Origin of the sequence: Nocardia sp. NPDC006630 (assembly GCF_040611495.1) — a bacterium.
In the GTDB taxonomy this organism is placed as follows: Bacteria; Actinomycetota; Actinomycetes; order Mycobacteriales; family Mycobacteriaceae; genus Nocardia.
On sequence record NZ_JBEXOK010000022.1, the window covers coordinates 1 to 22,917 of the forward strand.

At 66.7% G+C, this 22,917-nt stretch carries 18 protein-coding genes, 1 rRNA gene and 1 pseudogene; 12 read left to right on the plus strand and 8 right to left on the minus strand.

The genetic code is table 11. The features are described 5' to 3' along the window. The 5 genes from rrf to ABZX86_RS39275 form a co-directional block, all read left to right on the plus strand. Positions 1 to 86 (plus strand): 5S ribosomal RNA (gene rrf, locus ABZX86_RS39255); the annotation flags it as partial. Positions 87 to 306: 220 nt separating this feature from the next. Next, positions 307 to 1,041 (plus strand): rhomboid-like protein, encoded by a 735-nt coding sequence (locus ABZX86_RS39260; RefSeq protein WP_355131390.1) that lies wholly within the window; start codon positions 307 to 309, stop codon positions 1,039 to 1,041. A gap of 122 nt (positions 1,042 to 1,163) precedes the next feature. Further along, entirely contained in the window at positions 1,164 to 1,892 is a 729-nt protein-coding gene (locus tag ABZX86_RS39265) for a rhomboid-like protein (protein WP_355131392.1), read from the plus strand. Positions 1,893 to 1,918: 26 nt separating this feature from the next. After that, entirely contained in the window at positions 1,919 to 2,599 is a 681-nt protein-coding gene (gene nucS, locus ABZX86_RS39270; RefSeq protein WP_327144021.1) for an endonuclease NucS, read from the plus strand. A gap of 9 nt (positions 2,600 to 2,608) precedes the next feature. Beyond that, entirely contained in the window at positions 2,609 to 2,917 is a 309-nt protein-coding gene (locus ABZX86_RS39275; protein ID WP_355131394.1) for an ATP/GTP-binding protein, read from the plus strand. 137 nt (positions 2,918 to 3,054) lie between these two features. On the opposite strand, the gene ABZX86_RS39280 is transcribed toward ABZX86_RS39275, so the two are convergent. After that, on the minus strand, positions 3,055 to 4,026 hold the full coding sequence (locus tag ABZX86_RS39280) for a hypothetical protein (protein ID WP_355131396.1): 972 nt from the start codon (positions 4,024 to 4,026) through the stop codon (positions 3,055 to 3,057). Between the two features lie 86 nt (positions 4,027 to 4,112). Continuing rightward, complete coding sequence (gene mce, locus ABZX86_RS39285) at positions 4,113 to 4,583, minus strand: methylmalonyl-CoA epimerase (protein ID WP_355131398.1); 471 nt, start codon at positions 4,581 to 4,583, stop codon at positions 4,113 to 4,115. 113 nt (positions 4,584 to 4,696) lie between these two features. On the opposite strand from mce, the gene ABZX86_RS39290 reads away from it, so the two are divergent. From ABZX86_RS39290 to ABZX86_RS39300, 3 genes are all read left to right on the plus strand, one after another. After that, entirely contained in the window at positions 4,697 to 5,878 is a 1,182-nt protein-coding gene (locus ABZX86_RS39290; RefSeq protein WP_355131400.1) for an acetyl-CoA C-acetyltransferase, read from the plus strand. A 67-nt stretch (positions 5,879 to 5,945) separates the two neighbouring features. Then, positions 5,946 to 6,305, plus strand: coding sequence for a DUF3817 domain-containing protein (locus ABZX86_RS39295; RefSeq protein ID WP_327144026.1), 360 nt, complete (start codon positions 5,946 to 5,948; stop codon positions 6,303 to 6,305). A 55-nt stretch (positions 6,306 to 6,360) separates the two neighbouring features. Continuing rightward, positions 6,361 to 7,209 carry a tetratricopeptide repeat protein gene (locus ABZX86_RS39300; protein WP_355131464.1) on the plus strand — a complete coding sequence of 283 codons (849 nt, stop codon included), beginning with the start codon at positions 6,361 to 6,363 and terminating at the stop codon, positions 7,207 to 7,209. A gap of 111 nt (positions 7,210 to 7,320) precedes the next feature. Here the strand turns inward: ABZX86_RS39300 and ABZX86_RS39305 are convergent, their stop codons facing one another. Next, entirely contained in the window at positions 7,321 to 7,545 is a 225-nt protein-coding gene (locus ABZX86_RS39305) for a hypothetical protein (RefSeq protein WP_355131402.1), read from the minus strand. Between the two features lie 173 nt (positions 7,546 to 7,718). On the opposite strand from ABZX86_RS39305, the gene ABZX86_RS39310 reads away from it, so the two are divergent. Then, positions 7,719 to 8,339, plus strand: coding sequence for a TIGR03086 family metal-binding protein (locus ABZX86_RS39310; protein ID WP_355131404.1), 621 nt, complete (start codon positions 7,719 to 7,721; stop codon positions 8,337 to 8,339). Positions 8,340 to 8,363: 24 nt separating this feature from the next. On the opposite strand, the pseudogene glgB reads toward ABZX86_RS39310, so the two are convergent. From glgB to ABZX86_RS39325, 3 genes and pseudogenes are all read right to left on the minus strand, one after another. Next, positions 8,364 to 10,499: pseudogene (gene glgB / locus ABZX86_RS39315) on the minus strand (1,4-alpha-glucan branching protein GlgB); the annotation flags it as partial. Next, positions 10,499 to 12,499, minus strand: a complete 2,001-nt coding sequence (locus ABZX86_RS39320; protein ID WP_355131406.1) for an alpha-1,4-glucan--maltose-1-phosphate maltosyltransferase — start codon at positions 12,497 to 12,499, stop codon at positions 10,499 to 10,501. The gene ABZX86_RS39320 and the pseudogene glgB, both read right to left, overlap by 1 nt. Before the next feature lie 46 nt (positions 12,500 to 12,545). After that, positions 12,546 to 13,196, minus strand: coding sequence for a hotdog domain-containing protein (locus ABZX86_RS39325; RefSeq protein WP_355131408.1), 651 nt, complete (start codon positions 13,194 to 13,196; stop codon positions 12,546 to 12,548). A 452-nt stretch (positions 13,197 to 13,648) separates the two neighbouring features. Between ABZX86_RS39325 and glgP the strand changes: the two genes are divergently transcribed. Continuing rightward, positions 13,649 to 16,216 (plus strand): alpha-glucan family phosphorylase, encoded by a 2,568-nt coding sequence (gene glgP, locus ABZX86_RS39330; RefSeq protein WP_355131410.1) that lies wholly within the window; start codon positions 13,649 to 13,651, stop codon positions 16,214 to 16,216. On the opposite strand, the gene ABZX86_RS39335 is transcribed toward glgP, so the two are convergent. Next, entirely contained in the window at positions 16,213 to 18,267 is a 2,055-nt protein-coding gene (locus ABZX86_RS39335; RefSeq protein WP_355131412.1) for an AMP-binding protein, read from the minus strand. The genes glgP and ABZX86_RS39335 overlap by 4 nt on opposite strands. A gap of 271 nt (positions 18,268 to 18,538) precedes the next feature. Between ABZX86_RS39335 and ABZX86_RS39340 the strand changes: the two genes are divergently transcribed. Both ABZX86_RS39340 and ABZX86_RS39345 read left to right on the plus strand, forming a co-directional pair. Continuing rightward, positions 18,539 to 19,897, plus strand: coding sequence for an NCS2 family permease (locus ABZX86_RS39340; RefSeq protein ID WP_355131414.1), 1,359 nt, complete (start codon positions 18,539 to 18,541; stop codon positions 19,895 to 19,897). A 133-nt stretch (positions 19,898 to 20,030) separates the two neighbouring features. Then, positions 20,031 to 20,570 carry a DoxX family protein gene (locus ABZX86_RS39345; protein ID WP_355131416.1) on the plus strand — a complete coding sequence of 180 codons (540 nt, stop codon included), beginning with the start codon at positions 20,031 to 20,033 and terminating at the stop codon, positions 20,568 to 20,570. 163 nt (positions 20,571 to 20,733) lie between these two features. Here the strand turns inward: ABZX86_RS39345 and ABZX86_RS39350 are convergent, their stop codons facing one another. Continuing rightward, on the minus strand, positions 20,734 to 22,797 hold the full coding sequence (locus tag ABZX86_RS39350) for an ATP-dependent DNA helicase (protein ID WP_355131418.1): 2,064 nt from the start codon (positions 22,795 to 22,797) through the stop codon (positions 20,734 to 20,736). Between the last annotated feature and the right edge of the window lie 120 nt (positions 22,798 to 22,917).

Here is a 22,917-nt window from a genome sequence, read left to right on the forward strand (position 1 = left end):
GTCCCATTCCGAACCCGGAAGCTAAGGCCACCTGCGCCGATGGTACTGCACTCGACAGGGTGTGGGAGAGTAGGACACCGCCGGAACATCATTCGAGAAGACCCCCAGCCACTGGCTGGGGGTCTTTTTCGTTGTACCCCTGCAGCATTCGCTGCGGGGGTTTTGTCGTATCCGCCTGTTTGGGCTGCCTGTTTCGGGGCATTCGGCGTTTATCCGGTCCCGTTCACAGAATCTTCTCGAGCAACTGCTAGGCAGCGCAGAGTGGTTCCGTGGATCATGGAGTGGAGTCGTAAGGAAGGTAGACGCATGGTGGTGATGTCCGCTCCGGACGCTGAGCTGTCGCTCGATTCGGTCGAGCTGCCGCGTTCGCGCTGGCGTCGCCTGTTCCTACCGGTGACTTACAGTTATGCGGCCGTACTGGTTTCGGTGACGATCATGCTCTCCGTACTCAGTGAGGCGACGCAGAACCGGGTGGTGCTGCACGCCAGCACGAATCTGCACAATCTGTGGCGCGGCCGGTTCGGGACGCTGCTGTCCAGTGCGCTGGTGATCGGCGACGGCTGGAATGCCGCGGTGGTCATCATCCCGCTACTGATCTGTCTGCTGGTGCTCGCCGAGAAGCGTTTCGGCGCGGTCCGGCTGCTGTGGATCTTCTTCGCCGGCCATATCGGTGCGACGCTGCTGGTGGCCGCCGGGCTGTGGGTGGCGGTCTCGGCGAACTGGCTGCCCTTCGATATCACGCAGGTCGCGGATGTCGGTGTCAGTTACGGCGCCATCGCCTTGATCGGATCCTTCATCGCCGTGGTGCCGGCGCGCTGGGTGCCCACGTGGGCGATCGTCTGGCTGATGGTCGCGGTGACCGGCGTCATCATGGGGCGGACTTTCACGAATGTCGGTCACCTGGTGGCGGTGTCGATCGGTCTGGCGGCCGGGTACTGGCTGGTGCGCTCGGGCCGATCCGAGCTGCGCCGCCTGCACGGGTGGGAGGCGGGTTTGCTCGTCGCTGCCTCGGTGCTCGGCTATGTCGTGCTTGTCGGTTGATCTCTACTGTTCGCTGCAGCTCACAGCGATTTAACGAAACCAGAACACAGCGCTGGGACCATTAGCCCCGAAGATGGGAGCCGCGGAGCGTAAGCCGCGGTTTCGGATTGAGGGAGATGCTCATGGTCGAGATTTTTATGGCCGGACGAGCATCGGCCGGGTTCACCCCGGTGATCAGTGTTCTGCGTCGGCGCCGCTGGCTGCCGGTGACTGTCGGATATGTCTTTCTGCTTGTTGTCATCACCATGGTGCTGGCCGCGGACAACGAGTCCGATGCCGAGCGGGTGATCGCACAGTCCAGTACCAATCTGCACAATCTGCTGAACGGCCATGTGGGAACGCTGTTCTCCAGCGCCTTCGTCATAGGCGATACGGATTCGGCGTTGACGAGCGTCCCGCTGTTCGCCTGCCTGCTGGCATTGGTGGAATTGCGCCTGGGCGCACTCCATACCGTGCGCATCTTCCTGACCGGCCATATCGGCGCGACTTTGGTGGTGGCCGTTGGTCTTTGGGTCGCGGTCTCACAGCACTGGCTGCCGGCGAGCGTCGGTTTCGCGGAGGATGTCGGCATCAGCTACGGCGCCATGGCGCTGTTCGGCTCGCTGGTCGCGCTTGTCCCGGAGAAGTTCCAGGTCGTGTGGGCCACGGTGTGGCTGGCGATCGCGGTGGAAGGCGTGGTCGGTGGCGAGACCTTCACGAATGTCGGCCATCTGGTGTCGTACTGCATCGGTCTGGCGATCGGTGTGGTAATGATCAATCGCGGTGTGTCGATGCGGCACCGGCCGACGGCGCTGGACCTGGTCCTGCTGTCCTGCGCGGGTTTGCTTGCGGGCACCTTCATGTCGGCGTGACCCGGGGCGTCCCCTAGAGTGCTTGGGTGCGCCTTGTGATTGCTCGATGCCAGGTCGATTACGTTGGCCGTCTGACCGCCCACCTCCCGATGGCTCGCCGCCTGCTCCTGATGAAGGCGGACGGCTCGGTGCTGGTGCACTCCGACGGCGGTTCCTACAAACCGCTGAACTGGATGAGCCCGCCCTGCTGGATGGAGGAGCGCGTCTCGGAAACGGATGCGGCGCAGCAGCTTTGGGTGGTGACCAATAAGGCCGGCGAAGAGCTGCGCATCACCGTCGAGGATATCGAGCTCGATTCCAAGCATGAGCTCGGCGTGGATCCGGGCCTCATCAAGGACGGTGTCGAAGCGCATCTGCAGGAGTTGCTGGCCGAGCACATCCACACCCTCGGCGCCGGATACTCGCTCATCCGCCGCGAGTACATGACCGCGATCGGCCCGGTGGACATCCTCTGCCGCGATGCCGACGGTTCGACGGTCGCGGTGGAGATCAAGCGCCGCGGTGATATCGACGGCGTCGAGCAGTTGACCCGGTATCTGGAACTGCTGAACCGCGATCCGCTGCTCGCCCCGGTCGCCGGCGTCTTCGCGGCCCAGCAGATCAAGCCGCAAGCCAAGACGCTCGCCAACGACCGTGGGATCCGGTGTCTGACACTGGACTACAACGCGCTACGCGGCACCGAGAGCGACGAATTCCGGCTGTTCTAGGGTTGAAGCATGCCCCGCCGGAAACCCCGCCCCAAGGATTCCCAGGCGCGGTCCCACGGGGACCGGCGTCCGCTGGGTGATGTCTTCGGCCGCACCGAGGACGGTCCCGCCGGCGACGAAACCTATGTGGTCCGCACCATCCCCGGCAATCGGGCCACCAAGACCTACCGCTGCCCGGGCTGCGACCACGAAATCCCGCCCGGCGTAGCCCATATCGTCGCGTGGCCCGCCTACGGCGGCGAGGACGACCGCCGGCACTGGCACACCGGCTGCTGGAAGGGCCGCCACACCCGGGGCATCACCCGCCGCTGGTCCTGACGGCCGGAGAGCGGTCCGGACCCGGATTCGGTACGCGGACAACGTTTCCGGCGGTGTGCGGGCCGATGAGGGCATTAGGAAGGCCGCCCCCAGTCGGGAGCGGCCTTCGGGTTTACGGGTGTCGCCCGGTATGGGTATTAGCCGGAGATGTCGGCGTTCTCGCGCTCTTCGTCGACGACGTCGTCTTCACGGGAGTCGGAGATGGCCTTGCGGCTGCCCTTGTTCAGCGAGCGCTGCTCGGGGGCGCCGTCGAGGAGTTCGCTTTCGCGGTTGACGGCGGCGAGCATGGCCGGGACGGAGTCGAGCTGGCCGCGAATACCGAGCAGCTGCGCGAGGACACGACCACGCAGGACGCGCATCTCCTCGGCAAGTTCCTTGGCGTGCGCGATCTTCCGATCGGCGGTGTTGGTCGCCGAGGAGATGAGGCGGTTGGCCTCGTCCGTGGCGTCCTTGATGCGCTGGGCGGCCTCGGCGCGCGAGGTGGCCTCCAGCTCCTCCATGGCGCGGGTGAGCTTGGTGCGGCGCTCGGCCATGGTGACCTCGAAGTCCTGCTGCGCGGCCTTGCGCTTGGCCTCGGACTCCTTGGTGAGGCGATCGGCTTCGGCGTTGGCGGCCTCGACGATCTTGTTGGCTTCGGAGCGGGCGTTGGCGAGGGTCTGCTCGAACTCGATCTCGAGCGCCTCGCGCTTCTCCTTGGTCTCGGAGAGGAGCGATTCGTACTTACCGCGCATCTCGGTCGCCTGCTGCTCGGCGATGGAGATCATCTCGGCGGCCTCGGCCTGGGCCTGCGCGCGCACCTCGGAAGCCTCGTCGGAAGCCAGGCGCAGCATGCGAGAGATACGGTCCGACATGCCTTCCGCGGTGGTCGGCGGCACGGAGAGGCGGTCGACCTCCTTACGGAGCTCGTCGATCTCGTCGCGGGCGTCCTCCAGCTGGGCCGCCAGGTTGCGGGCCTGAGCAGCGGCGGCATCGCGGTCGGTTGCGGTGACCCTTAGCTCGGCGTCGAAACGGTCGAAGTAGTTACGCACCTCGTCACGGTCATAGCCCTTCCGCACGACGGTAAAGGGCAGTGCAACGAAGCGATTACGATCGGGCTCAGTGGACGACATGGCACACAAACTACAGCCTGTCGACCACTGATGGTGACCCGACCGCGAATGTTGTTACAGCGTCTTTAGGGTCGCTGATCTCGGTACTAGTGGGTAGTTTTCGCTGCCGGTTCGACGAGTTCGACCAGCACACCGCCAGCATCCTTCGGGTGGATGAAGTTGATGCGGGAATCGGCTGTGCCAGGGCGCGGAGCCTCGTACAGCAAACGCAAGCCCCGTGAACGCAGATACGTGGAGACAGCCTCGATATCGGTGACTCGGTAGGCGAGCTGCTGCAGGCCAGGACCGTTTCGGTCGATGAACTTGGCGATGGTGGAGTCCTCGTTGAGCGGTGCCAGCAACTGCAGGGCAACGGATCCCGCCGGTGCGGCCGCGTAGGACAGCATCGCCTCGTGCACACCCTGCGCGGCATTGATCTCGCGATGTGTCTCCACCATCCCGAGATTGTCCCGATACCAGGCGACAGCCGTATCGAGATCCGGCACCGCGATGCCGACGTGATCGACGGCGGTGACGTATTCGGCGGGGAGGAATTCGGTGTTCTCGGTGCTACTCACACCTCGAACGGTAGCGCGCACCTGGGGAAGGCCGCCCGGGTCGGTCGGGTTACCTTTGAGTAGGGCTCCGATGGTTGGCGGAGCCACGACATCCGACGTAAGCGAGGCACATCGTGACCACCACCGTCATCGTCTCCGGCGCGCGCACCCCGATGGGGAAGCTGCTCGGTTCGCTGAAGGACTTCAGCGGCTCCGATCTCGGCGGCATCGCCATCAAGGCCGCCCTGGAGAAGGGTGGGGTCGCCCCTGAGCAGGTCGATTACGTGATCATGGGCCAGGTGCTGACCGCGGGCGCGGGCCAGATCCCGGCCCGGCAGGCCGCCGCGGCCGCCGGAATTCCGATGGATGTCCCGGCGCTCACCGTCAACAAGGTGTGCCTGTCCGGCATCAACGCGATTGCCCTGGCGGATCAGCTGATTCGCGCCGGTGAGTACGAGATCGTGGTGGCCGGCGGCCAGGAATCCATGACCCGCGCGCCGCACATGCTGGAGAAGAGCCGCGAGGGCTTCAAATACGGCGACGTCACCCTGCGCGACCACATGGCCTATGACGGCCTGCACGACGTTTTCACCGATCAGGCCATGGGCCTGCTCACCGAGCAGCAGAACGACACCGAAACCGTCACCCGGGCAGAGCAGGACGCCTTCGCGGCCGCTTCGCATCAGCGTGCCGCCGCCGCATGGAAGAACGGCCTCTTCGACGACGAGGTGGTGGCGGTCGCCATCCCGCAGCGCAAGGGCGATCCGATCCAGTTCGCCGCCGATGAGGGCATTCGCGCCGACACCACCGTGGAATCGCTGAGCAAACTGCGCCCGGCCTTCCGCAAGGACGGCACCATCACCGCCGGTTCCGCCTCGCCCATCTCCGACGGTGCGGCCGCGGTGGTCGTGATGAGCAAGGAGAAGGCCGAGTCGCTGGGTCTGTCCTGGATCGCCGAGATCGGCGCCGCCGGCGTGGTCGCCGGCCCCGACTCCACCCTGCAGGACCAGCCCGCCAACGCCATCGCGAAGGCCTGTGCGCGCGAAGGCATTTCGCCGACCGACCTGGACCTCGTCGAAATCAACGAGGCCTTCGCCGCCGTCGGCGTCGCCTCCACCCGCAAACTCGGCCTGGACCCGGAGAAGGTCAATGTCAATGGCGGCGCCATCGCCATCGGCCACCCCCTCGGCATGTCCGGCGCCCGCATCGTCCTGCACCTGGCCCTCGAACTGAAGCGCCGCGGCGGCGGCGTCGGCGCAGCCGCCCTCTGCGGCGGCGGCGGCCAGGGCGACGCCCTCATCATCCGCGTGCCCTGAGCCCCGACGGCCGCCCGGAGGGTGTGTGACCCATCTCCACTACGGGCGGTCGTAGTCATCCTGCACAATGGGTGCCGTGGATATCTTCGATCTGAGCACCCTCGCGAAGCGGGTTCGATTCCTCGGCATTCTGGAAGCCTTCACCTGGGTCCTGCTGCTGACCGGTTCGGTCCTGAAGCGCCTGCCGGAGCCGATCACCTGGCCCGTGATGGTTTTCGGCATGCTGCACGGCATCGTGTTCATCCTGTACGCCATTCACTGCCTGCTCGCCTCGCGTGAGTTCGAGTGGGCGGGCAAGACCACGGGTCTGGCGCTGCTGTCCGCGGTGGTTCCGTTCTCCAGCTACTTCTTCGAGCGGTGGGCCATCCGCACCGGTCAACTCGGCGAATTGAGTGAGGCTGCGGCACCTGCCGCGGCCCGTTCGTGACAGACTGGATGTCGTGACTCGACCCGCACGACGCCCCTCTGCCGCCGCTGCCGCAATGTCCGGCGCGGTGGACCTGTCCAGCCTGAAGCAGCCGCCGGTGACCGACGCGCCCGCAGGCGGCCATGCTGTCTCCGAGGCCGATTTCGAGGCCAAGGTGCTGCGCCGCTCCACCGAGGTTCCGGTGGTGGTGGCGCTGTATTCGCAGCGCAGCCCGGGCAGTATCGAATTGGTGAGCCTGCTGGAGCAGTTGGTCGGCGAGTCCGACGACTGGGAGCTGGCCACCATCGAGGCCGAGGCGAATATGCGTATCGCGCAGGCCTTCGGCGTGCAGGGAATTCCTACGGTGATCGCGGTCGCGGCCGGTCAGCCGCTCGCCGATTTCACCGGTAATCAGCCCGAGGCGCAGGTCCGGCAGTGGCTGGCGGCGGTCCTGGACGCGGTGCGCGGCAAGCTCCCAGGTGTCGGCGAGGGCGAAGGCGAGCCCGAGGCGCCCGAGGATCCGCGTTTCGTGGCGGCCGAAGAGGCGTTGGAGCGTGGCGATTTCGATACCGCCGAGGCCGCGTACAAGGCGATTCTCAATGCCGAGCCGGCCAATGGCGAGGCCAAGGCCGCGCTGCGCCAGGTCCAGTTCATCTCCCGGGTTCAGAATCTCGATCCGGCGGGCATTGCCAAGGCGGATGCCGATCCGAGCGATCTGGACGCCGCCCTCGCGGCCGCCGATCTGGAAATGTTCAATCAGGAGCCGCAGGCCGCGTTCGACCGCCTCATCGGCCAGGTCAAGCGCACCGCGGGCGATGACCGCACCCGGGTCCGCACCCATCTGCTGGAGCTTTTCGAACTCTTCGATCCGGCCGAGCCGATCGTGATGGCCGCGCGCCGCAAGCTGGCCGCCGCGCTGTACTGAGATCACCGCACGAATCCACCGGCAACTGCGCCCCTTCCGCAATGCGGAAGGGGCGCAGTCGTTTTCGAAGAGCGCGGGCTCCCCGCAGTCGGGGTGCGGGGAGCCGGTGCGCTACTTCGCGGGGGCGGTGGTGCCCGCGCTACCGCTGGTCAGCAGCTTCACCAGATCGGTGAGGGCCGAGGACGAGCCGGTGCCGGTGCCGGACGGATCCGGCTCGCCGACCGCGACGACGGGCTGCGCGGAGACGTGGTCGTCAGCGGTGGCCAGACCCGCTCCGGCGCCGATGACACCGGCGACGGCGGCGCTGACGAACAGGGCGATACCGAGCTTCTTCATGCAGATCCATTCCTATTCACAGAGATATGTATGCGATGCGGCCGCCCCTCGAGTCGACTACAGCGCAACAACTTTCGGCAGACGGAAGTGTTCGGGGCCGAAGCATTGGGGGCCCGAATATCTGTAACGAACGCACCTGGCGGAACCGATATAAAATTAGTAAGCTCGTGCGTATGATCTCACCAACGTACACCGAACTTCTCGCATCGGGGCCCGAACTCGTGTCCCTCAACGCACGCGCGGTGCGCACCAGCATTGACGTGGTGTCCCGGCTGACGGCCGCGGACCTGGACGCTCCGACCCCCTGCGCCGGCTGGGCGCTGCGGGACTTGCTGGAGCACATGATCGTTCAGCATTACGGCTTCGCTGCCGCAGCGCGCGGCGAGGACGATATCGCGCTGTGGAAGCCGCAGCCCCTGGGTGATGATCCGATCGCCGAATATCGTGCCGCGGGGGAGCGGGTGCTGGGCGCTTTCGCCGCCGACGGGGTGCTGGAGCAGGGCTTTCCACTCCCGGAGGTGCGGGACGGCACTGTACTGCCCGCGCCGCTGTCGATCAGCTTCCACTTCGTCGACTACGTCGTGCACTCCTGGGATGTCGCCCGTGCGCTGGATGTGCCGGTCGAGTTCGACGAGGACGTGCTGGCGGCGGCTCTCGTAGTGGCGCAAGGGGTTCCGGACGGGGATATCCGCCTCGCGCCGAATTCGCCGTTCGCCCCGATCGTGCCGTTCGAGGGCTCAGGGCTCGATCAGGTGCTCGCGCTCCTGGGCCGCTCGCCGCACTGGCCGAACTGATTCGGCGGGCTTGTCCGCGGGGACCAGCCACAGCGCGCTGCTCGGGGGCAGCGTGACCAGCGCGGAGGCCGGGCGGCCGTGCCATGGTTCGGCGGTCGCGGCGACCGCGCCCAGATTGCCTATTCCATTGCCTCCGTACGCGATCGCATCGGTATTGAGCACCTCCAGCCACTGTCCGGTGGCGGGCAGCCCGACGCGGTAGTCGCGGTGTTCGGCGCCGGAGAAGTTGTAGACGCAGGCCAGCATCGCCCCGTCCGCGCCGTAGCGCAGGAACGACAGCACATTATTGTCGCGGTCGTCGGCGTCGAGCCAGGAGTAGCCGCCGGGCGAGGTGTCCTGGCTCCACAGTGCCGGCGTCGCGCGATAGAGCGTGTTGAGATCGCGGACCAGTGTGTGAATGCCTTGGTGCAGTGGGTTTTCCAGCTCGTGCCAGTCCAGCCCGCGATCGTGGTTCCATTCGCGGAACTGCCCGAATTCCTGTCCCATGAACAGCAGCTGCTTACCCGGATGCGCCCACATATAGGACAGCAGCGCCCGCACCCCGCTGGCCTTGGTGAAGTCGTCGCCGGGCATGCGCGTCCACAGCGTGCCCTTGCCGTGCACGACCTCGTCATGGCTGATGGGCAGCACATAGTTCTCGCTCCAGGCGTAGGTGAGCGAGAAGGTGATCTCATTGTGGTGCCAGGTGCGGTGCACCGGATCGTGCTGCAGATAGCCGAGGGTGTCGTGCATCCACCCCATATTCCATTTCATGGTGAAGCCGAGTCCGCCGACCTCGGTGGGGCGGGTGACGCCCGGCCAGGTGGTGGACTCCTCGGCAATGGTGACCACGCCCGGATGATGTTTGTGCACAGTGGCATTCATTTCCTGCAGGAATGCCACCGCCTCCAGATTCTCGCGGCCGCCGTGGATATTCGGCTCCCAGTCGGGGCGCGAGTAGTCGAGGTAGAGCATGGAGGCCACGGCGTCGACCCGCAGCCCGTCGATATGGAATTCCTCGATCCAGTACCGGGCATTGGCGACCAGGAAGTTCCGGACCTCGTGCCGACCGAAGTCGAAAACGTAGGTGCCCCAGTCGAGTTGCTCGCCGCGGCGCGGGTCGGCGTGCTCGTAGAGGGCGGTGCCGTCGAAACGCGCGAGCGCCCATTCGTCCCGCGGGAAGTGCGCGGGCACCCAGTCGAGCAGGACGCCGACGCCCTTGCGGTGCAGATGATCGGTGAACCAGCGGAAGTCGTCGGGAGTGCCGAACCGCGCGGTGGGCGCGTAATACGAGGTGACCTGATAACCCCAGGACCCGCCGAAGGGGTGTTCGGCGATCGGCAGCAGCTCGATATGCGTGAACCCCTGGGCCGCAACATATTCGGCGAGCTGCTGCGCCAGTTCGCGATAGCCGAGTCCGGGCCGCCAGGAACCCAGGTGCACCTCGTAGATGCTCATGGGCTTGCGGGTCGGATCATCGGTGTCGCGGGCGCGCAGCCACTGCTCGTCGCCCCAGTCGTAGTGGCTCTCGGTCACGACAGATGCGGTGGCAGGCGGTAATTCGGTCGCGAAGGCGAAGGGATCGGCGTGATCCACGGTGCGCCCGTCCGATCCGTGCACCCGGTACTTGTACTTGCTCCCCGCGCCGATGCCCGGCAGGAACACCTCCCACACCCCGGACCCGCCGAGCCGGCGCATGGGCGCGGTATTGCCGCTCCACCCGTCGAAATCGCCGATGACGGCCACGCCCCGGGCATTCGGCGCCCACACCGCGAACGAGGTGCCGGTCACCTCCCCGTCGAGGGTCGGATAGCGCCGCAGATGCGCACCGAGGACGTCCCACAGTCGCTCGTGGCGGCCCTCCCCGAGCAGGTGCAGATCGAGTTCCCCGAGCGTGGGCAGGAATCGGTAGCCGTCGGCATCGATGACGGTGCGCCCGCCCGGATACGAGGTGACGATCCGGTAGTCCCAGAGCTCGTGCAGCGGCGCCACGCCTTCGAAAACCCCGTGCCCGATATGTTCCAGGGGCTGATCGAGCTCGCCGATGCGCGCGAGCACCGTCTCGGCATGCGGGCGCAGCACCCGGAGGATGGTGCCGTCCGGATGCGGGTGCGCGCCCAGCACCGTGTGCGGATCGGGGTGCGTGCCCGCGGCGAGCAGCAGCAGATCGCGCCGGTGCATCAGAAGGATCTTCGATAGGAGAGTCCCGCGCGCGCGGCGGAGGGCACCGGCGGCAGCACCAGAATGTGCGCGACCGCCCGCGCGGGGTCCAGCCGCACGTAATTGCTTCGGCCCCAGTGGTATTCCTCGCCGCTGATCTCGTCGAACACCACCGGCTGCTCATGCCATTCGCGGCCGATGGCGGGCAGATCCAGCGAGACGTGACCCTGTTCGGGGCCGAAGGGGTTGAGGTTCACCACGATCAGCACCGCATCACCGGTGGTGGGGTCGAATTTCGAGAAGGCCAGCAGTGATTCGCTGTCGGTGTGGTGGAAGTGGATGCAGCGCAGCTGCTGCAGCGCCGGATGCGCGCGCCGGATCTCGTTGAGCCGGGTGATCAACGGCTCCAGCGATTCTCCGCGCGCCGCGGCCGCGGTGAAGTGCCGCGGGCGCAGCTCGTACTTCTCGGAGTTCAGGTACTCCTCGCTGCCGGGCTGCACGGCCTGATGTTCGTAGAGCTCGAATCCGGAGTACACGCCCCAGGTCGGGCCGAGCGTCGCCGCCAGTACGGCGCGAATGGCGAACATGCCGGGCCCGCCGTGCTGCAGGCTCTCGTGCAGGATGTCCGGCGTATTCACGAACAGATTGGGCCGGGCCTCATCGGCCTTGGCCGCCAATTCCAGGCCGAACTCGGCGATCTCGTGCTTGTGCGTGCGCCAGGTGAAGTAGGTGTAGGACTGCGTGAAGCCACGGCGGGCCAGGCCGTACAGCCGCGCGGGCCGGGTGAACGCCTCGGACAGGAAGATGATGTCCGGATGCTTCCGGTGCACCTGCGCGATCAGCCACTCCCAGAAGTCGGCGGGCTTGGTGTGCGGGTTGTCGACACGGAATATGGTGACGCCCAACCCGATCCAGTGCCGCACCACTCGCAGCACCTCGGCGTACAGCCCGTCCGGATCATTGTCGAAGTTGACCGGATAGATGTCCTGGTACTTCTTGGGCGGGTTCTCGGCGAAGGCGATGGTGCCGTCCGGCAAGGTGGTGAACCATTCCGGATGTGCGGCCACCCAGGGATGGTCGGGCGCGCACTGCAGCGCCAGATCGATTGCCACCTCCAGGTCCAATTCCCGTGCGGCCTCGACGAATTCGGTGAAGTCCGCCGTTGTGCCGAGCGCCGGATGAATGGCATCGTGCCCGCCTTCGACGGAACCGATGGCCCACGGCGAGCCCACATCCTCGGGGCCGGCGGTCAGAGAGTTGTTGGGCCCCTTGCGATTCACCCTGCCGATCGGATGGATCGGCGGCAGGTACACCACATCGAATCCCATGGCGGCGATGCGCGGCAGATCCTCGGCGGCGGTGGCGAAGGTGCCGTGCACGGGCTTGCCCGCGGCATCCCAGCCGCCGGTCGAACGCGGAAAGAATTCGTACCAGGCGCCGTACAGCGACCGCTGCCGGTCCACCTGCACGGCGTACTGCGGCCCCTGCGTAATCAGTTCGCGCAGTGGGGTTTCGCGCAGGATCTCGCTCACCTCACCGCTGAAGGCGGGCGCGACCCGGGTCGGCAATTGCGCGTCACTGCGCAGTGCGGCGGCCGCGGCGCGCAGCGTCTCCCACTGCTTGCGGGGAACCTGCTGCGCGGCCCGATCCAGCAGTCGCGCACCGATTTCCAGATCATTGGCCAGATCGATCGCGCTCTGCCCGACCGCGAGTTTCGCCTCCACCGCGGCCCGCCAGCTCGCCAGCGGATCACTCCAGCCCTCGATGCGGTAGGTCCACCGTCCGGGCTTGCCCGGCGTGAAGGTGGCATTGAACACATCGGGCTGATATTCGGGCGCCATGCGAATGCGCTGGGGTCGGCTCGATCCCGGCGCTCGCACCACGAGGGTGGCCGCCACGGCGTCGTGCCCTTCGCGCCACACCACGGCCCGGACCGGGAACACCTCACCGACGACGGCCTTCGCCGGCCGGCCGCCGGGTATCGCGGGGGCGGTGTCATCGATGGCGATGCGGCCGGTCACCCGTTCGAACTTACCGGGTGCGGCCCCGCCTCGACGTCGCGACCGGCTACTGCTGGCCCGGCTTCAGCATGAGGAACAGGCCGTGCGCCTCGGCGCAGAGCCGCTCACCGTCGTGCAGGGTGGCGCGGACGAAGACCTTGCGGCCCTCCACACGCTCCACCCAGCCGTGCCACTGCAGCTCGGTGTTCAGCGGCGTGATGGAGCGGTAGTCGACGTGCAGGAAGGCGGTGCGGGTGACCGCACGGGTGTTCACGGCCGCGGTCATACCCAGCAGATCGTCGAAGCCGAGCGCCACATGCCCGCCGTGGGCCGCGCCATTGCCACCGAGATGGAAGGTACGGAAGGTGATTCGCGCGTGCACGCCGTCGCGGCTGACCTCGTCCACCAGATACGGGGGCAGCGTGATGTTGCCGCGCGAGGGCAGGTCGGTGCGGTGCCAGCTGGGCGCCGACCACTCATCGCCCATGACCGCGTCGAGCCGCTGATTGAGATCCTTCAGCTCCGCGATCGCCGCGAGCGCGATCTCATCGGTCGGATCGGCCAGCCGCACCCGGTCCATCAGCCCGCGCACCTGCTCGATGAACTCGCCGTAGTGCGGCCCACCCTTGGTGTTGTCGCGGCCAAGTTCCGCGATCGGCCGGAACCCACCCTCGTGATGCTCCTGGGAGGGAAGTGCCTCGACCTGCTGCTCGCTCATACAAGCACGTTAACGGTTGCCGCCCGGATGCTCCGGCCGGGGCTGTGTATAACGCACACTCCGGTGTGTCGAGCTCCGTCATCCCGGCGCGCTTTTGGCCGGGATACACATTGGAGGCTGTTCAGTGGGTAGCGGTGGATCCCGGCCAAAAGCATGCCGGGATGACAGGGCGAGCCTGCCTGGAAGGGATGACAGGGCGAGCCTGCCTGGAAGGGATGACAGGGTGAGCCCGCCTGGAAGGGGCGACAGGGCGAGGCTGCCTGGGAGGGATGACAGGGCGAGGCTGCCTGGGAGGACGGTGTGGGGCTGCGCGCGACGACGGGGTGGGGCTGGGGGAAGGACGAGGTGGGCTACCGGGGATGGCGGGGTGCGGTTGCCGGGATGTCGGGGTGCCGGCGCGACAACCTGCCGGAGCGCAGCGGCGGCAAATCAGACCCAGTAGGGTTTTGTGGGTGAAGGCACTGCGTCGTTTCACCGTCCGCGCTCATCTGCCCGAGCGGTTGTCGGCTCTGACCGAGCTGGCGACAAATTTGCGCTGGTCCTGGGATGCGGCGACCCAGGATGTGTTCGCGGAGCTGGACCATGCGCTGTGGGTCGAGGTCGGGCGGGATCCGGTGCGGATGCTGGGGGAGGTGCCGGCCGAGCGGCTGGACGAGCTGGCGGGGGATGAGGCGTACACCCGGCGGGTTGATGCCGCCGCGGCTGATCTGCGTGACTATCTGGCCCGCCCGCGCTGGTTCCAGCGGCAGGAGCAGGGGCCGAAGGGGATCGCGTACTTCTCCATGGAGTTCGGTGTCACCGAGGTGCTGCCGAATTATTCTGGCGGGCTCGGGATTCTGGCGGGCGACCATCTCAAGGCCGCCTCCGATCTCGGGCTGCCGCTCATCGGTGTCGGATTGCTGTATCGCTCCGGCTATTTCCGGCAGTCGCTGACCGCCGACGGCTGGCAGGCCGAGCACTATCCGGCACTCGATCCGCAGGGACTGCCGCTGCGGCTGCTCACCGACGGCGGGGTGCCGGTGCTGCTGCACGTGGCCATGCCCGAGGGCCGGGTGCTGCGGGCACGGGTCTGGATCGCGCAGGTGGGCCGGATTCCGCTGCTGCTCTTGGATTCCGATATCGCCGAGAACGATCCGGAGCTGCGCGCGGTCACCGACCGGCTGTACGGCGGGGACCAGGACCACCGCATCAAACAGGAGATTCTCGCCGGTATCGGCGGTGTGCGGGCGGTGCGCGCCTATACCCGCGCACACGGCCTCCCCGATCCTGACGTGTTCCATATGAACGAGGGTCACGCGGGCTTCCTCGGCGTCGAGCGGATCCGCGAATTCATGGCCGCCGGAATGGATTTCGATGCCGCACTGACCGCGGTGCGCGCGGGGACCGTCTTCACCACGCACACCCCGGTCCCGGCGGGCATCGACCGCTTCGCGAGCGCCCTGGTGCGCCGCTACTTCGGCGGCGCCCACGGTGAACGGGAATCCCCTGTGCTGCCGGGTGTTTCGGTGGATCGCATTCTCGCCATGGGCCGCGAGGCCGATCCGTCGGTGTTCAATATGGCGCACCTGGGCCTGCGACTCGCCCAGCGCGCCAACGGCGTATCGAAACTGCACGGTGAGGTCAGCCGCGCCATGTTCGCGCCGCTGTGGCCCGGCTTCGACACCTCGGAAGTGCCGATCGGCTCGGTGACCAACGGTGTGCACGCCCCCACCTGGGCCGCCCGCGAATGGATCGACAAGGGCCGCGAGCTCATCGGCGACGAGCTGGTGGAGGAGGCGCGCGGCTGGGAGCGGCTCAGCGATGTGGATCTGCGCGAACTGTGGTCCACCCGAAACGATCTGCGCGGCATCCTGGTCGCCGAGGTGCGCCGCCGTGTGCACGCCTCCTGGCTGGAGCGCGGTGCGGCCCCGGCCGAACTCGGCTGGATAGACCAGGTTTTCGATCCGAAGGTGCTGACCGTCGGCTTCGCGCGCCGCGTGCCCACCTACAAGCGGCTCACCCTCATGCTGCGCGATCCGGAAAGACTGCGTGCGCTGCTGCTGGATCCGGAGCGCCCGGTGCAGCTGGTGGTCGCGGGCAAATCCCATCCGGCCGACGACGGCGGCAAGGCGCTCATCCAGCAGGTGGTGCGCTTCGCCGACGATCCGGAGGTGCGCCATCGCATCGTCTTCCTGCCCAACTACGACATGTCCATGGCCCGCTACCTCTACTGGGGTTGCGATGTGTGGCTGAACAATCCGCTGCGGCCGCTCGAGGCCTGCGGTACGTCCGGCATGAAGTCGGCCCTCAACGGCGGCCTCAATCTCTCCATCCGCGACGGCTGGTGGGACGAGATGTACGACGGTGAGAACGGCTGGGCCATTCCCACCGCCGACGGTGTGCGCGACGATCACCGCCGCGACGATCTGGAAGCCTCGGCACTGTACGAACTGCTGGAACGTGCTGTGCTGCCGCGCTTCTACGACCGCGATCACGATGATCTGCCCGTGCGCTGGATGGAGATGGTCCGCCACACCCTGCAGACCCTCGGCCCCCAGGTATTGGCCTCCCGCATGGTTCGCGACTACGCCGTCGGCTACTACGCACCCGCCGCGGCGGCGTACGCGGCGGTGGCGCAGGACGATTTCAAGGGCGCCCGGGAACTCGCCGAATATCGCCGTCGCGTCGAATCCGCCTGGCCGGCAGTCAGAGTCGTGCAGGTGGACAGCTCGGGTCTGCCGGATATCCCGGTCATCGGCGCGAATCTCGCGCTGCGCGCCCGCATCGATCTGGGCGGGCTGACCCCGTCGGACGTCACCGTTCAGGCGGTCCTGGGCCGGGTCTCACCGACCGACGATCTGACCGATATCCACAACATTCCCATGACCTACGCCGGAACGGATTCCGGCACAGAACTTTTCACCGTCGAGGTCCCCGTTCCGCTCTCCGGCGCGGTCGGCTACACCATCCGCATCCTGCCCAGTCATCCGCTGCTGGCCTCGGAGGCGGAGTTCGGCCTGGTGGCCACGCCCAGTCCCTAGGTCGCCTGTCCCAGTGTGCGTTTCAGGATCTTGCCGGTGGCATTGCGGGGCAGTGCGTCCAGGAAGGTCACATCGCGGGGCACGGAGAACCGGCTCACCCGGTGCCGGATGTAATTGCGGATCATCTCCGAGTCCAGTCCGGATCCGGGCCGCTTGACCACGAAAGCCGCCAGGCGCTGGCCGAATTCGCGATCGGGCACACCGACCACGGCGACCTCGCTCACCTGCGGCAGGTGTGAGAGCGCCTCTTCGACCGAACGCGGGAAGACGTTCTCGCCGCCGGAGATGATCATCTCGTCGTCCCGGCCCGCCAGGAACAGCTTCCCGGAGGCGTCGAGGTAGCCGATATCCCCGGTGTCGAGCATGCCGTTCGATTCCTCCGGCGGGGTGGCATCGGTGTACCCGTCGAACAGCATGTGATTGCCGACGAAGACCCGCCCGGTGGCCCCGACCGGCAGAATGCGCCGATCCTGGCCCAGCACAGCGATTTTGGTGCCCAGCGGCGGACGGCCGGCGGTGGTGGGCGAGAGGCGCAGATCCGCCGGATCGGCAATGCTGGCCCAGGACACCTCGGTGGATCCGTACACGTTGTAGAGGATGTCGCCGAAGGTGTCCAGGAACTGCAGGACGGTCGCCCCGGCCAGCGGCGCACCGCAGCTGGCCACGATCTTCAGGCTGGACAGGTCGTAGCGCGCCCGCACGTGCTCGGGCAGATCGAGAATGCGGTTCACCATCACGGGCACCACGATCAACGCGGTCACCCTGTGCTCGGCGATCCGCCGCAGACAGTCCTCGGCGTCGAATCGATCATTGAGCACGATGGTCGCGCGAATCGCGGTGGAGATCTGCAGCGCCGCCAGCCCCCAGGTGTGGAACAGCGGCGAGGGAATCATCAGGGTCTCGTTGACGCCGAACGGGATTCGCGACAGCAGCGCCGCCACCGTCCCGAAACCCTTGGGATGCGGGCGCCGCGCGCCCTTGGGCGTGCCGCTGGTCCCGGAGGTGAGCACGATCAGATGTCCCGGCCGCGACGGTTTCTTCGCGGCGATCTCACGCATGGCGATGAGATCCTCGATGGTGGTGCGCCCGGGTTCCGGCGGTCGCTCGCCGGTGCTGAAGCGCGGTAGATCGGCCGGCAGATACCGCACCAGATCCTCGAATTCGCTGTCCACGAACAGCGCCGACAGTCCGTGACGCTGCACGATCTCCTCGATCTGCCGTGCGGGCAGACCGGTATTGAGCAGCACCGCGTCCGTGCCCGCCTTACCGGCCGCCACCATGCATTCGACCATGCCGGTGTGATTGCGGCAGAGCAGTCCGATCGAGGCCCGGTTGCCGAACCCGAGCATGGTCATGGCCCCGGCCAATGCGTTACTGCGCGAGTGCAATTGGTCGAAGGTGGTGGAGTAGCGGTCGTCGATGACGGCCGCCCGCTGCGGTGAGTGCGCGGCCGCGGCCGCATACCCGCCGGCCAGGCTGAACCCCCATTTGGCCAGGCTGCCAAGCTGTTTCAGACCTACATCGGGGCGATAGGTGCGCACCACGCCGGAGGCGACCATCTGCCGGGCGACGCTCGCCTGCAGCTTCATGGGGGAGTCTTCGCCATTGATGATCGTCGCGGTCGGCGCGCCCGCCACCAGATCGGCGACCCGTTTGAGCCCCGCCTGCGTCCAGGCCGCGGCCGCGGAGTTGGGCAGCTGCGCCACCAGCGGATGTACCAGTGCGGCTTTGAAATACGTGACCGAGATCCGCGTGTTCGGGCCGGCCTCGCGCAGGCGCACCGCGGCGAAGCTGCCGGAGTCCGGGCAGTGCAGTTCGAGGTTCTCGTATTCGCGGCCGATGCGCACCTGCACCAGCAGGGTGCGGATGTCGATTCCGGCGCCGCCCACCCGCAGCGTCAGGGTGGGGTTCCGGTCGGCGGCATCACGTTGTTCGCACGCGCCGATACCGCGGAAGAGCCGGGGGTAGGACTGTGGCTCGACGAGCACATCCCAGATCGCTTTGCGACTGATCGCGAACTCCGCGATCACATCGATGACATCGGTAACCACACGTTTGCAATTCTCATCTGCCGGTACTTGCCGTCCGCCCCCGGATGACGTATTTGTAACGTCTGAGACAGTAAATCCGCAAGGTTTTCGAAATACCGGTGGGTAATAAGTTTATTTGCCCAGCAATTGCGCTGGTAGTGCTGGAAAAACAAGCATGAGGCAGGTGCGATTGCTCACGATTCGCCGGGCCGAGTAAAGTTCCGGCGAACAGGACAAGTACGGTCCTCGGGGCACCCTTCTGACCTCCTGGCCGACTGGAGACACCACACCCATGAGCACCGTCCTCACGCGCACCAAGGGGCGCGTCGACGAGTACTTCGGCATCAGCAATCACGGGTCGACCGTCAAGCGCGAGCTCATGGCCGGAACGATCACGTTCCTCGCCATGTCCTATGTACTGGCCGTCAATCCGGCGATTCTGGGCGACCACGGCGTGCTGGGCGCCAAGGGCATGCCGACGCAGGCGGTATTCACCGCGACCGCCGTGGCGGCGGTGGTCGGCACGCTGGTGATGGGCATCTGGGCCAAGTATCCGGTGGCGCTCGCGCCCGGTATGGGGCTCAATGCCTTCTTCGCGTACACGGTCATCCTCAATATGGGAATCCCGTGGCAGGAAGCGCTTTCGGGCACCTTGCTCTCCGGCATCATCTTCTTCGTCCTGGCCATCACCAAGGTGCGCGAGAAGATCATCGACGCCATCCCCATGCAGATGAAACTCGCGGTCGGCGCCGGCATCGGCATGTTCGTGGCATTCCTCGGGCTGAAGAACGCGGGCATCGTGGTCGCCAGTGACGCGACTCTGGTGCACCTGGGCAACTTCCACAAGGGCACCACGCTGCTGGCGCTGTTCGGCCTGCTGGTGACGGTCGTGTTCCTGGTGCTGGGCTGGCACGGTGCGGTGCTGTACGGCATCCTCTCGACCACGATCCTGGGCATTGTCACCGGACTGGTGGAGCTGCCGAATTCGGTGGCCGAGCTGCCGCACGGACTCGACAAGACCTTCGGCCAGGCCATTATTCATCTGCCCGATGCGTTCACCGGGCAGATGATCATTGTGGTGCTCACCATGCTGTTCGTCGACTTCTTCGATGCCTCCGGCACTTTGATCGGAGTGGCCCATCAGGCGGGGCTGCTCACCGAGGAGGGCAAGCTCGAGCGCGCCGGACAGGCCCTTGCGGCCGATTCGGTCGGCACCGCGGCGGGCGCGATCATCGGCACCTCCACCACCACCGCGTACGTCGAATCCACAGCCGGTGTTTCGGCGGGCGGGCGCACCGGTCTGACCGCGGTCTCCACGGCCGGCTGGTTCCTGCTGGCCATGTTCTTCTTCCCGCTCTTCGCGGTGGTCGCGGATGTGCCCGCGGTAACTGCCCCGGCGCTCATCGTGGTCGGCGTGCTCATGTCCCGCGCCCTCGGCGATATCGACTGGAGCCGTTTGGAATACGCGGTCCCGGCCTTCATCACCGTGATCATGATGCCGCTGACCTACTCCATCGCGAACGGCATCGCCATGGGTCTGCTCTTCTATCCGATCGTCATGGTCGCCAAGCGCCGCGGGCGCGAAGTGCATCCGGTGATGTGGGTGCTGATGGTCGTGTTCGTCTCCTACTTCTGGTTCCTCGCGAAGTAGTCCAGGTCACACGTTTCCTTCCCGGCAGCGGAATAGCCTGCCGCACGGCCCGGTTGAGTTCCACTGTGCAGCTATGCGGACCACGGTCCGTTTGTAGACGACCGCAGGTAGACCGATGAGGAATGGGAAAGCAATGACGACTGTCGACGAAAACGCCGCCGGTACACGCACTTCCGGTGTGGCCACCCGGAAGAGCCTGGACGCCAGTGCCTCCGATATCGGCCTGCTGGTGGCGCGGGTGGGCTTCGGTGCGCTGCTCGTGGTGCACGGCACCCAGAAACTGTTCGGGTGGTTCAACGGCTACGGCCTGGATGCGACCGCCGGAGCCTTCGAGGGCATGGGTTACGACCCGGGCAAATTCTTCGCCACGCTCGCGGGCCTGAGCGAGGTGACCGGCGGCGCGCTGCTGGCACTGGGCCTGCTGACGCCGCTGGCGGCCGCAATTGTGCTGGGCACCATGCTGAATGCGATCAATGCGACGTGGCACGGCGGGTTCGCGGCCTACGAGTCGGCGCTGCTCTACGCGGTCGCGGCGGTGGCGCTGGCCTTCGCGGGGCCGGGGCGGTTCGCGCTGGATGCCGAGCGGCCTTGGGCGCGTAAGGGATTCACCTGGGCCGCGGGTGCGGTGCTGCTGGGTGTGGTGGCCGCGCTCATCACGCTGATCGCGAAGTAAATCCCGAAGTACGCACTGTAATAAGAAGTTTATGGTCCCCGCGCCGCGTGCAGGGCTTGGCGCGGGGACACCGATACTTCCGATGTGGGAATTGGGGGTACACCGGGGTATCGCAGGCCAATTTACTTCTATTCGGAAGTACAGACCACTCGTGTGATCGTTTTCACACGGGTGTTTTGTTTAGCTCAGGAGATTTGGTAAGTCGCTCCAAAGCCTTTGTCACCACTTGCGGATCGGACGTTTCCCAATACGGCGGCAACGACGCTCGAAGATATCCGCCGTAGCGGGCGGTCGCGAGACGTGAATCCAGAATAGCGATTACGCCGCGATCGTCCACACTGCGCAGCAGGCGGCCGGTGCCCTGCGCCAGTAGCAATGCCGCATGATTGGCCGCGATCGACAGAAAACCGTTGCCGCCCCGCGATTCCACCGCGCGCTGCCGCGCCACCAGCAGCGGATCGTCCGGGCGCGGGAACGGAATCCGGTCCAGGATAACCAGACTCAGCGACGGGCCAGGCACGTCCACGCCCTGCCACAGCGAAAGGGTGCCGAAGAGTGAGGTTTCCGGGTCCTCGGCGAACTTCTTGACCAGTGCGCCGGTGGCGTCGTCGCCCTGGCACAGCACCGGGGTATCGAGGCGCTCGCGCAGAATCTCGGTGGCGGCCTTGGCCGCTCGCATGGAGGAGAACAGGCCGAGGGTGCGGCCGCCGGCCGCGGTGATGAGGCGCTCGATCTCGTCCAGGTACGCGGTAGGCAGACCGTCGCGGCCCGGTGCGGGAAGATGCTTTGCCACGTACAGGATTCCGGATTTGGCATGGTCGAAGGGGGAGCCCACGTCGACCGAATTCCAGTGCAGCGCAGCGGCATCGGACGGGGCCTCGGCACCGCTGGCCAGCGCCGGATCCACCTTGGCCGCGGACTTGGGCGGCAGGCCCCAGGTGACGGCCAGATTGTCGAAGGAGCCGCCGATCTGCAGTGTGGCCGAGGTCAGAACGACTGTGGCGGTACCGAACAGGCGGCTGCGCAGCAGGCCGCCCACCGACAGCGGGGCCATGTGCAGGGTGCGGCGCGGGACGCCGCGCACCTCATCGCTGGCCAGCCAGATGACATCGCGATGCGCGGACGGGTCCGGCTCCTCGTAGGTGGTGAGCACGCGCACCGCCGCGTCGTGGATCTCCTCGATGGCGGCGAGGGCTTGGTTGCGGGCGGCCGCGGATTCGGGATCGGCCTGTGGATTGGTGGAACCCGTAGGCGCGAGCGCGGTACGGGCATTCCAGGCGGCATCGCGAATGAGCGCCAGCACCGAAGCCGCGCCGTCGGGCATGCGGTCCCAGCGGCCGGGGTTGAGCTCGTCCAGGAGGGTGTGCCAGGCCTCGGCCGCACCCTCGAGGCGATCCACCTCCTGCTCGTCGATGAGTTTGTTGCAGCGTTTGGCGGCCGCGCTGATCGATCCTGTGGACAGCTCCGCCGTGGCCACCCCGGTGACCCGGTCGACCAGTTCGTGCGCCTCGTCGATCACCACCACATCGTGTTCGGGCAGCACCTGGATGCCGCTGATGGCATCGATGGCCAGCAGTGCGTGATTGGTGACGATCACATCGGCCGCACCCGATTCCGCGCGCGCCTTCTCGGCAAAGCAGTCCTGCCCGAACTGGCACCGCGACTTACCCAGGCACTCACGCGAACTCACGCTCACCTGCCGCCAGGCCCGATCACTCACGCCCGGCGTGAGCTCGTCCCGATCCCCGGTCTCGGTATCGGACACCCACTCGTGCAGCCGCTGCACCTCGCGCCCCAGTCGCGAGATGGCGAACGCGTCGAACAGCTCCGCCTCACCGGGCTCGTCCGGAATCGCACTATTGATCTTGTTCAAGCACAGATAGTTATTGCGCCCCTTGAGAATCGCGAACTGCGCCACCCGCCCCAGCTGCTCCGCCAGCGCTCCACTCAACCGCGGCAGATCCCGATCCACCAGCTGCCGCTGCAACGCAATGGTCGCCGTCGACACCACAACGGTCCGCCCCGTCCGCACCGCATGCCGCAAACTCGGCACCAGATACGCCAGCGACTTCCCCGTCCCGGTCCCCGCCTGCACCGCCAGATGCTCCCCGGTATCAATGGCATGCGCCACCGCCGCGGCCATAGTCTGCTGCCCCTTGCGCTCCTTACCCCCCAGCGCCTGGACAGCGGTGGCCAATAGCTTCGGGACGGGAGGAAGTTCAGGCACGACGGCCAGGTTACTGCTCCCGGCCGACAACCCGCGAGCAACCGTCGGCGCGGTGTGCTCCATCGGGGCCCATCACACTGCCGAGGCCCCTGTCACCGGCGAGGCCCCTGTCACCCCGCA

Excerpts from the sequence above, each read along its gene's own strand:
- ABZX86_RS39280 (WP_355131396.1), bottom strand. The coding sequence starts at position 4,026 with ATGTCGTCCACTGAGCCCGATCGTAATCGCTTCGTTGCACTGCCCTTT.
- ABZX86_RS39265 (WP_355131392.1), top strand. The coding sequence starts at position 1,164 with ATGGTCGAGATTTTTATGGCCGGACGAGCATCGGCCGGGTTCACCCCG.
- ABZX86_RS39295 (WP_327144026.1), top strand. The coding sequence starts at position 5,946 with ATGGGTGCCGTGGATATCTTCGATCTGAGCACCCTCGCGAAGCGGGTT.
- ABZX86_RS39305 (WP_355131402.1), bottom strand. The coding sequence starts at position 7,545 with ATGAAGAAGCTCGGTATCGCCCTGTTCGTCAGCGCCGCCGTCGCCGGT.
- ABZX86_RS39300 (WP_355131464.1), top strand. The coding sequence starts at position 6,361 with ATGTCCGGCGCGGTGGACCTGTCCAGCCTGAAGCAGCCGCCGGTGACC.
- ABZX86_RS39260 (WP_355131390.1), top strand. The coding sequence starts at position 307 with ATGGTGGTGATGTCCGCTCCGGACGCTGAGCTGTCGCTCGATTCGGTC.
- ABZX86_RS39310 (WP_355131404.1), top strand. The coding sequence starts at position 7,719 with ATGATCTCACCAACGTACACCGAACTTCTCGCATCGGGGCCCGAACTC.
- ABZX86_RS39340 (WP_355131414.1), top strand. The coding sequence starts at position 18,539 with ATGAGCACCGTCCTCACGCGCACCAAGGGGCGCGTCGACGAGTACTTC.
- ABZX86_RS39325 (WP_355131408.1), bottom strand. The coding sequence starts at position 13,196 with ATGAGCGAGCAGCAGGTCGAGGCACTTCCCTCCCAGGAGCATCACGAG.
- ABZX86_RS39345 (WP_355131416.1), top strand. The coding sequence starts at position 20,031 with ATGACGACTGTCGACGAAAACGCCGCCGGTACACGCACTTCCGGTGTG.
- ABZX86_RS39275 (WP_355131394.1), top strand. The coding sequence starts at position 2,609 with ATGCCCCGCCGGAAACCCCGCCCCAAGGATTCCCAGGCGCGGTCCCAC.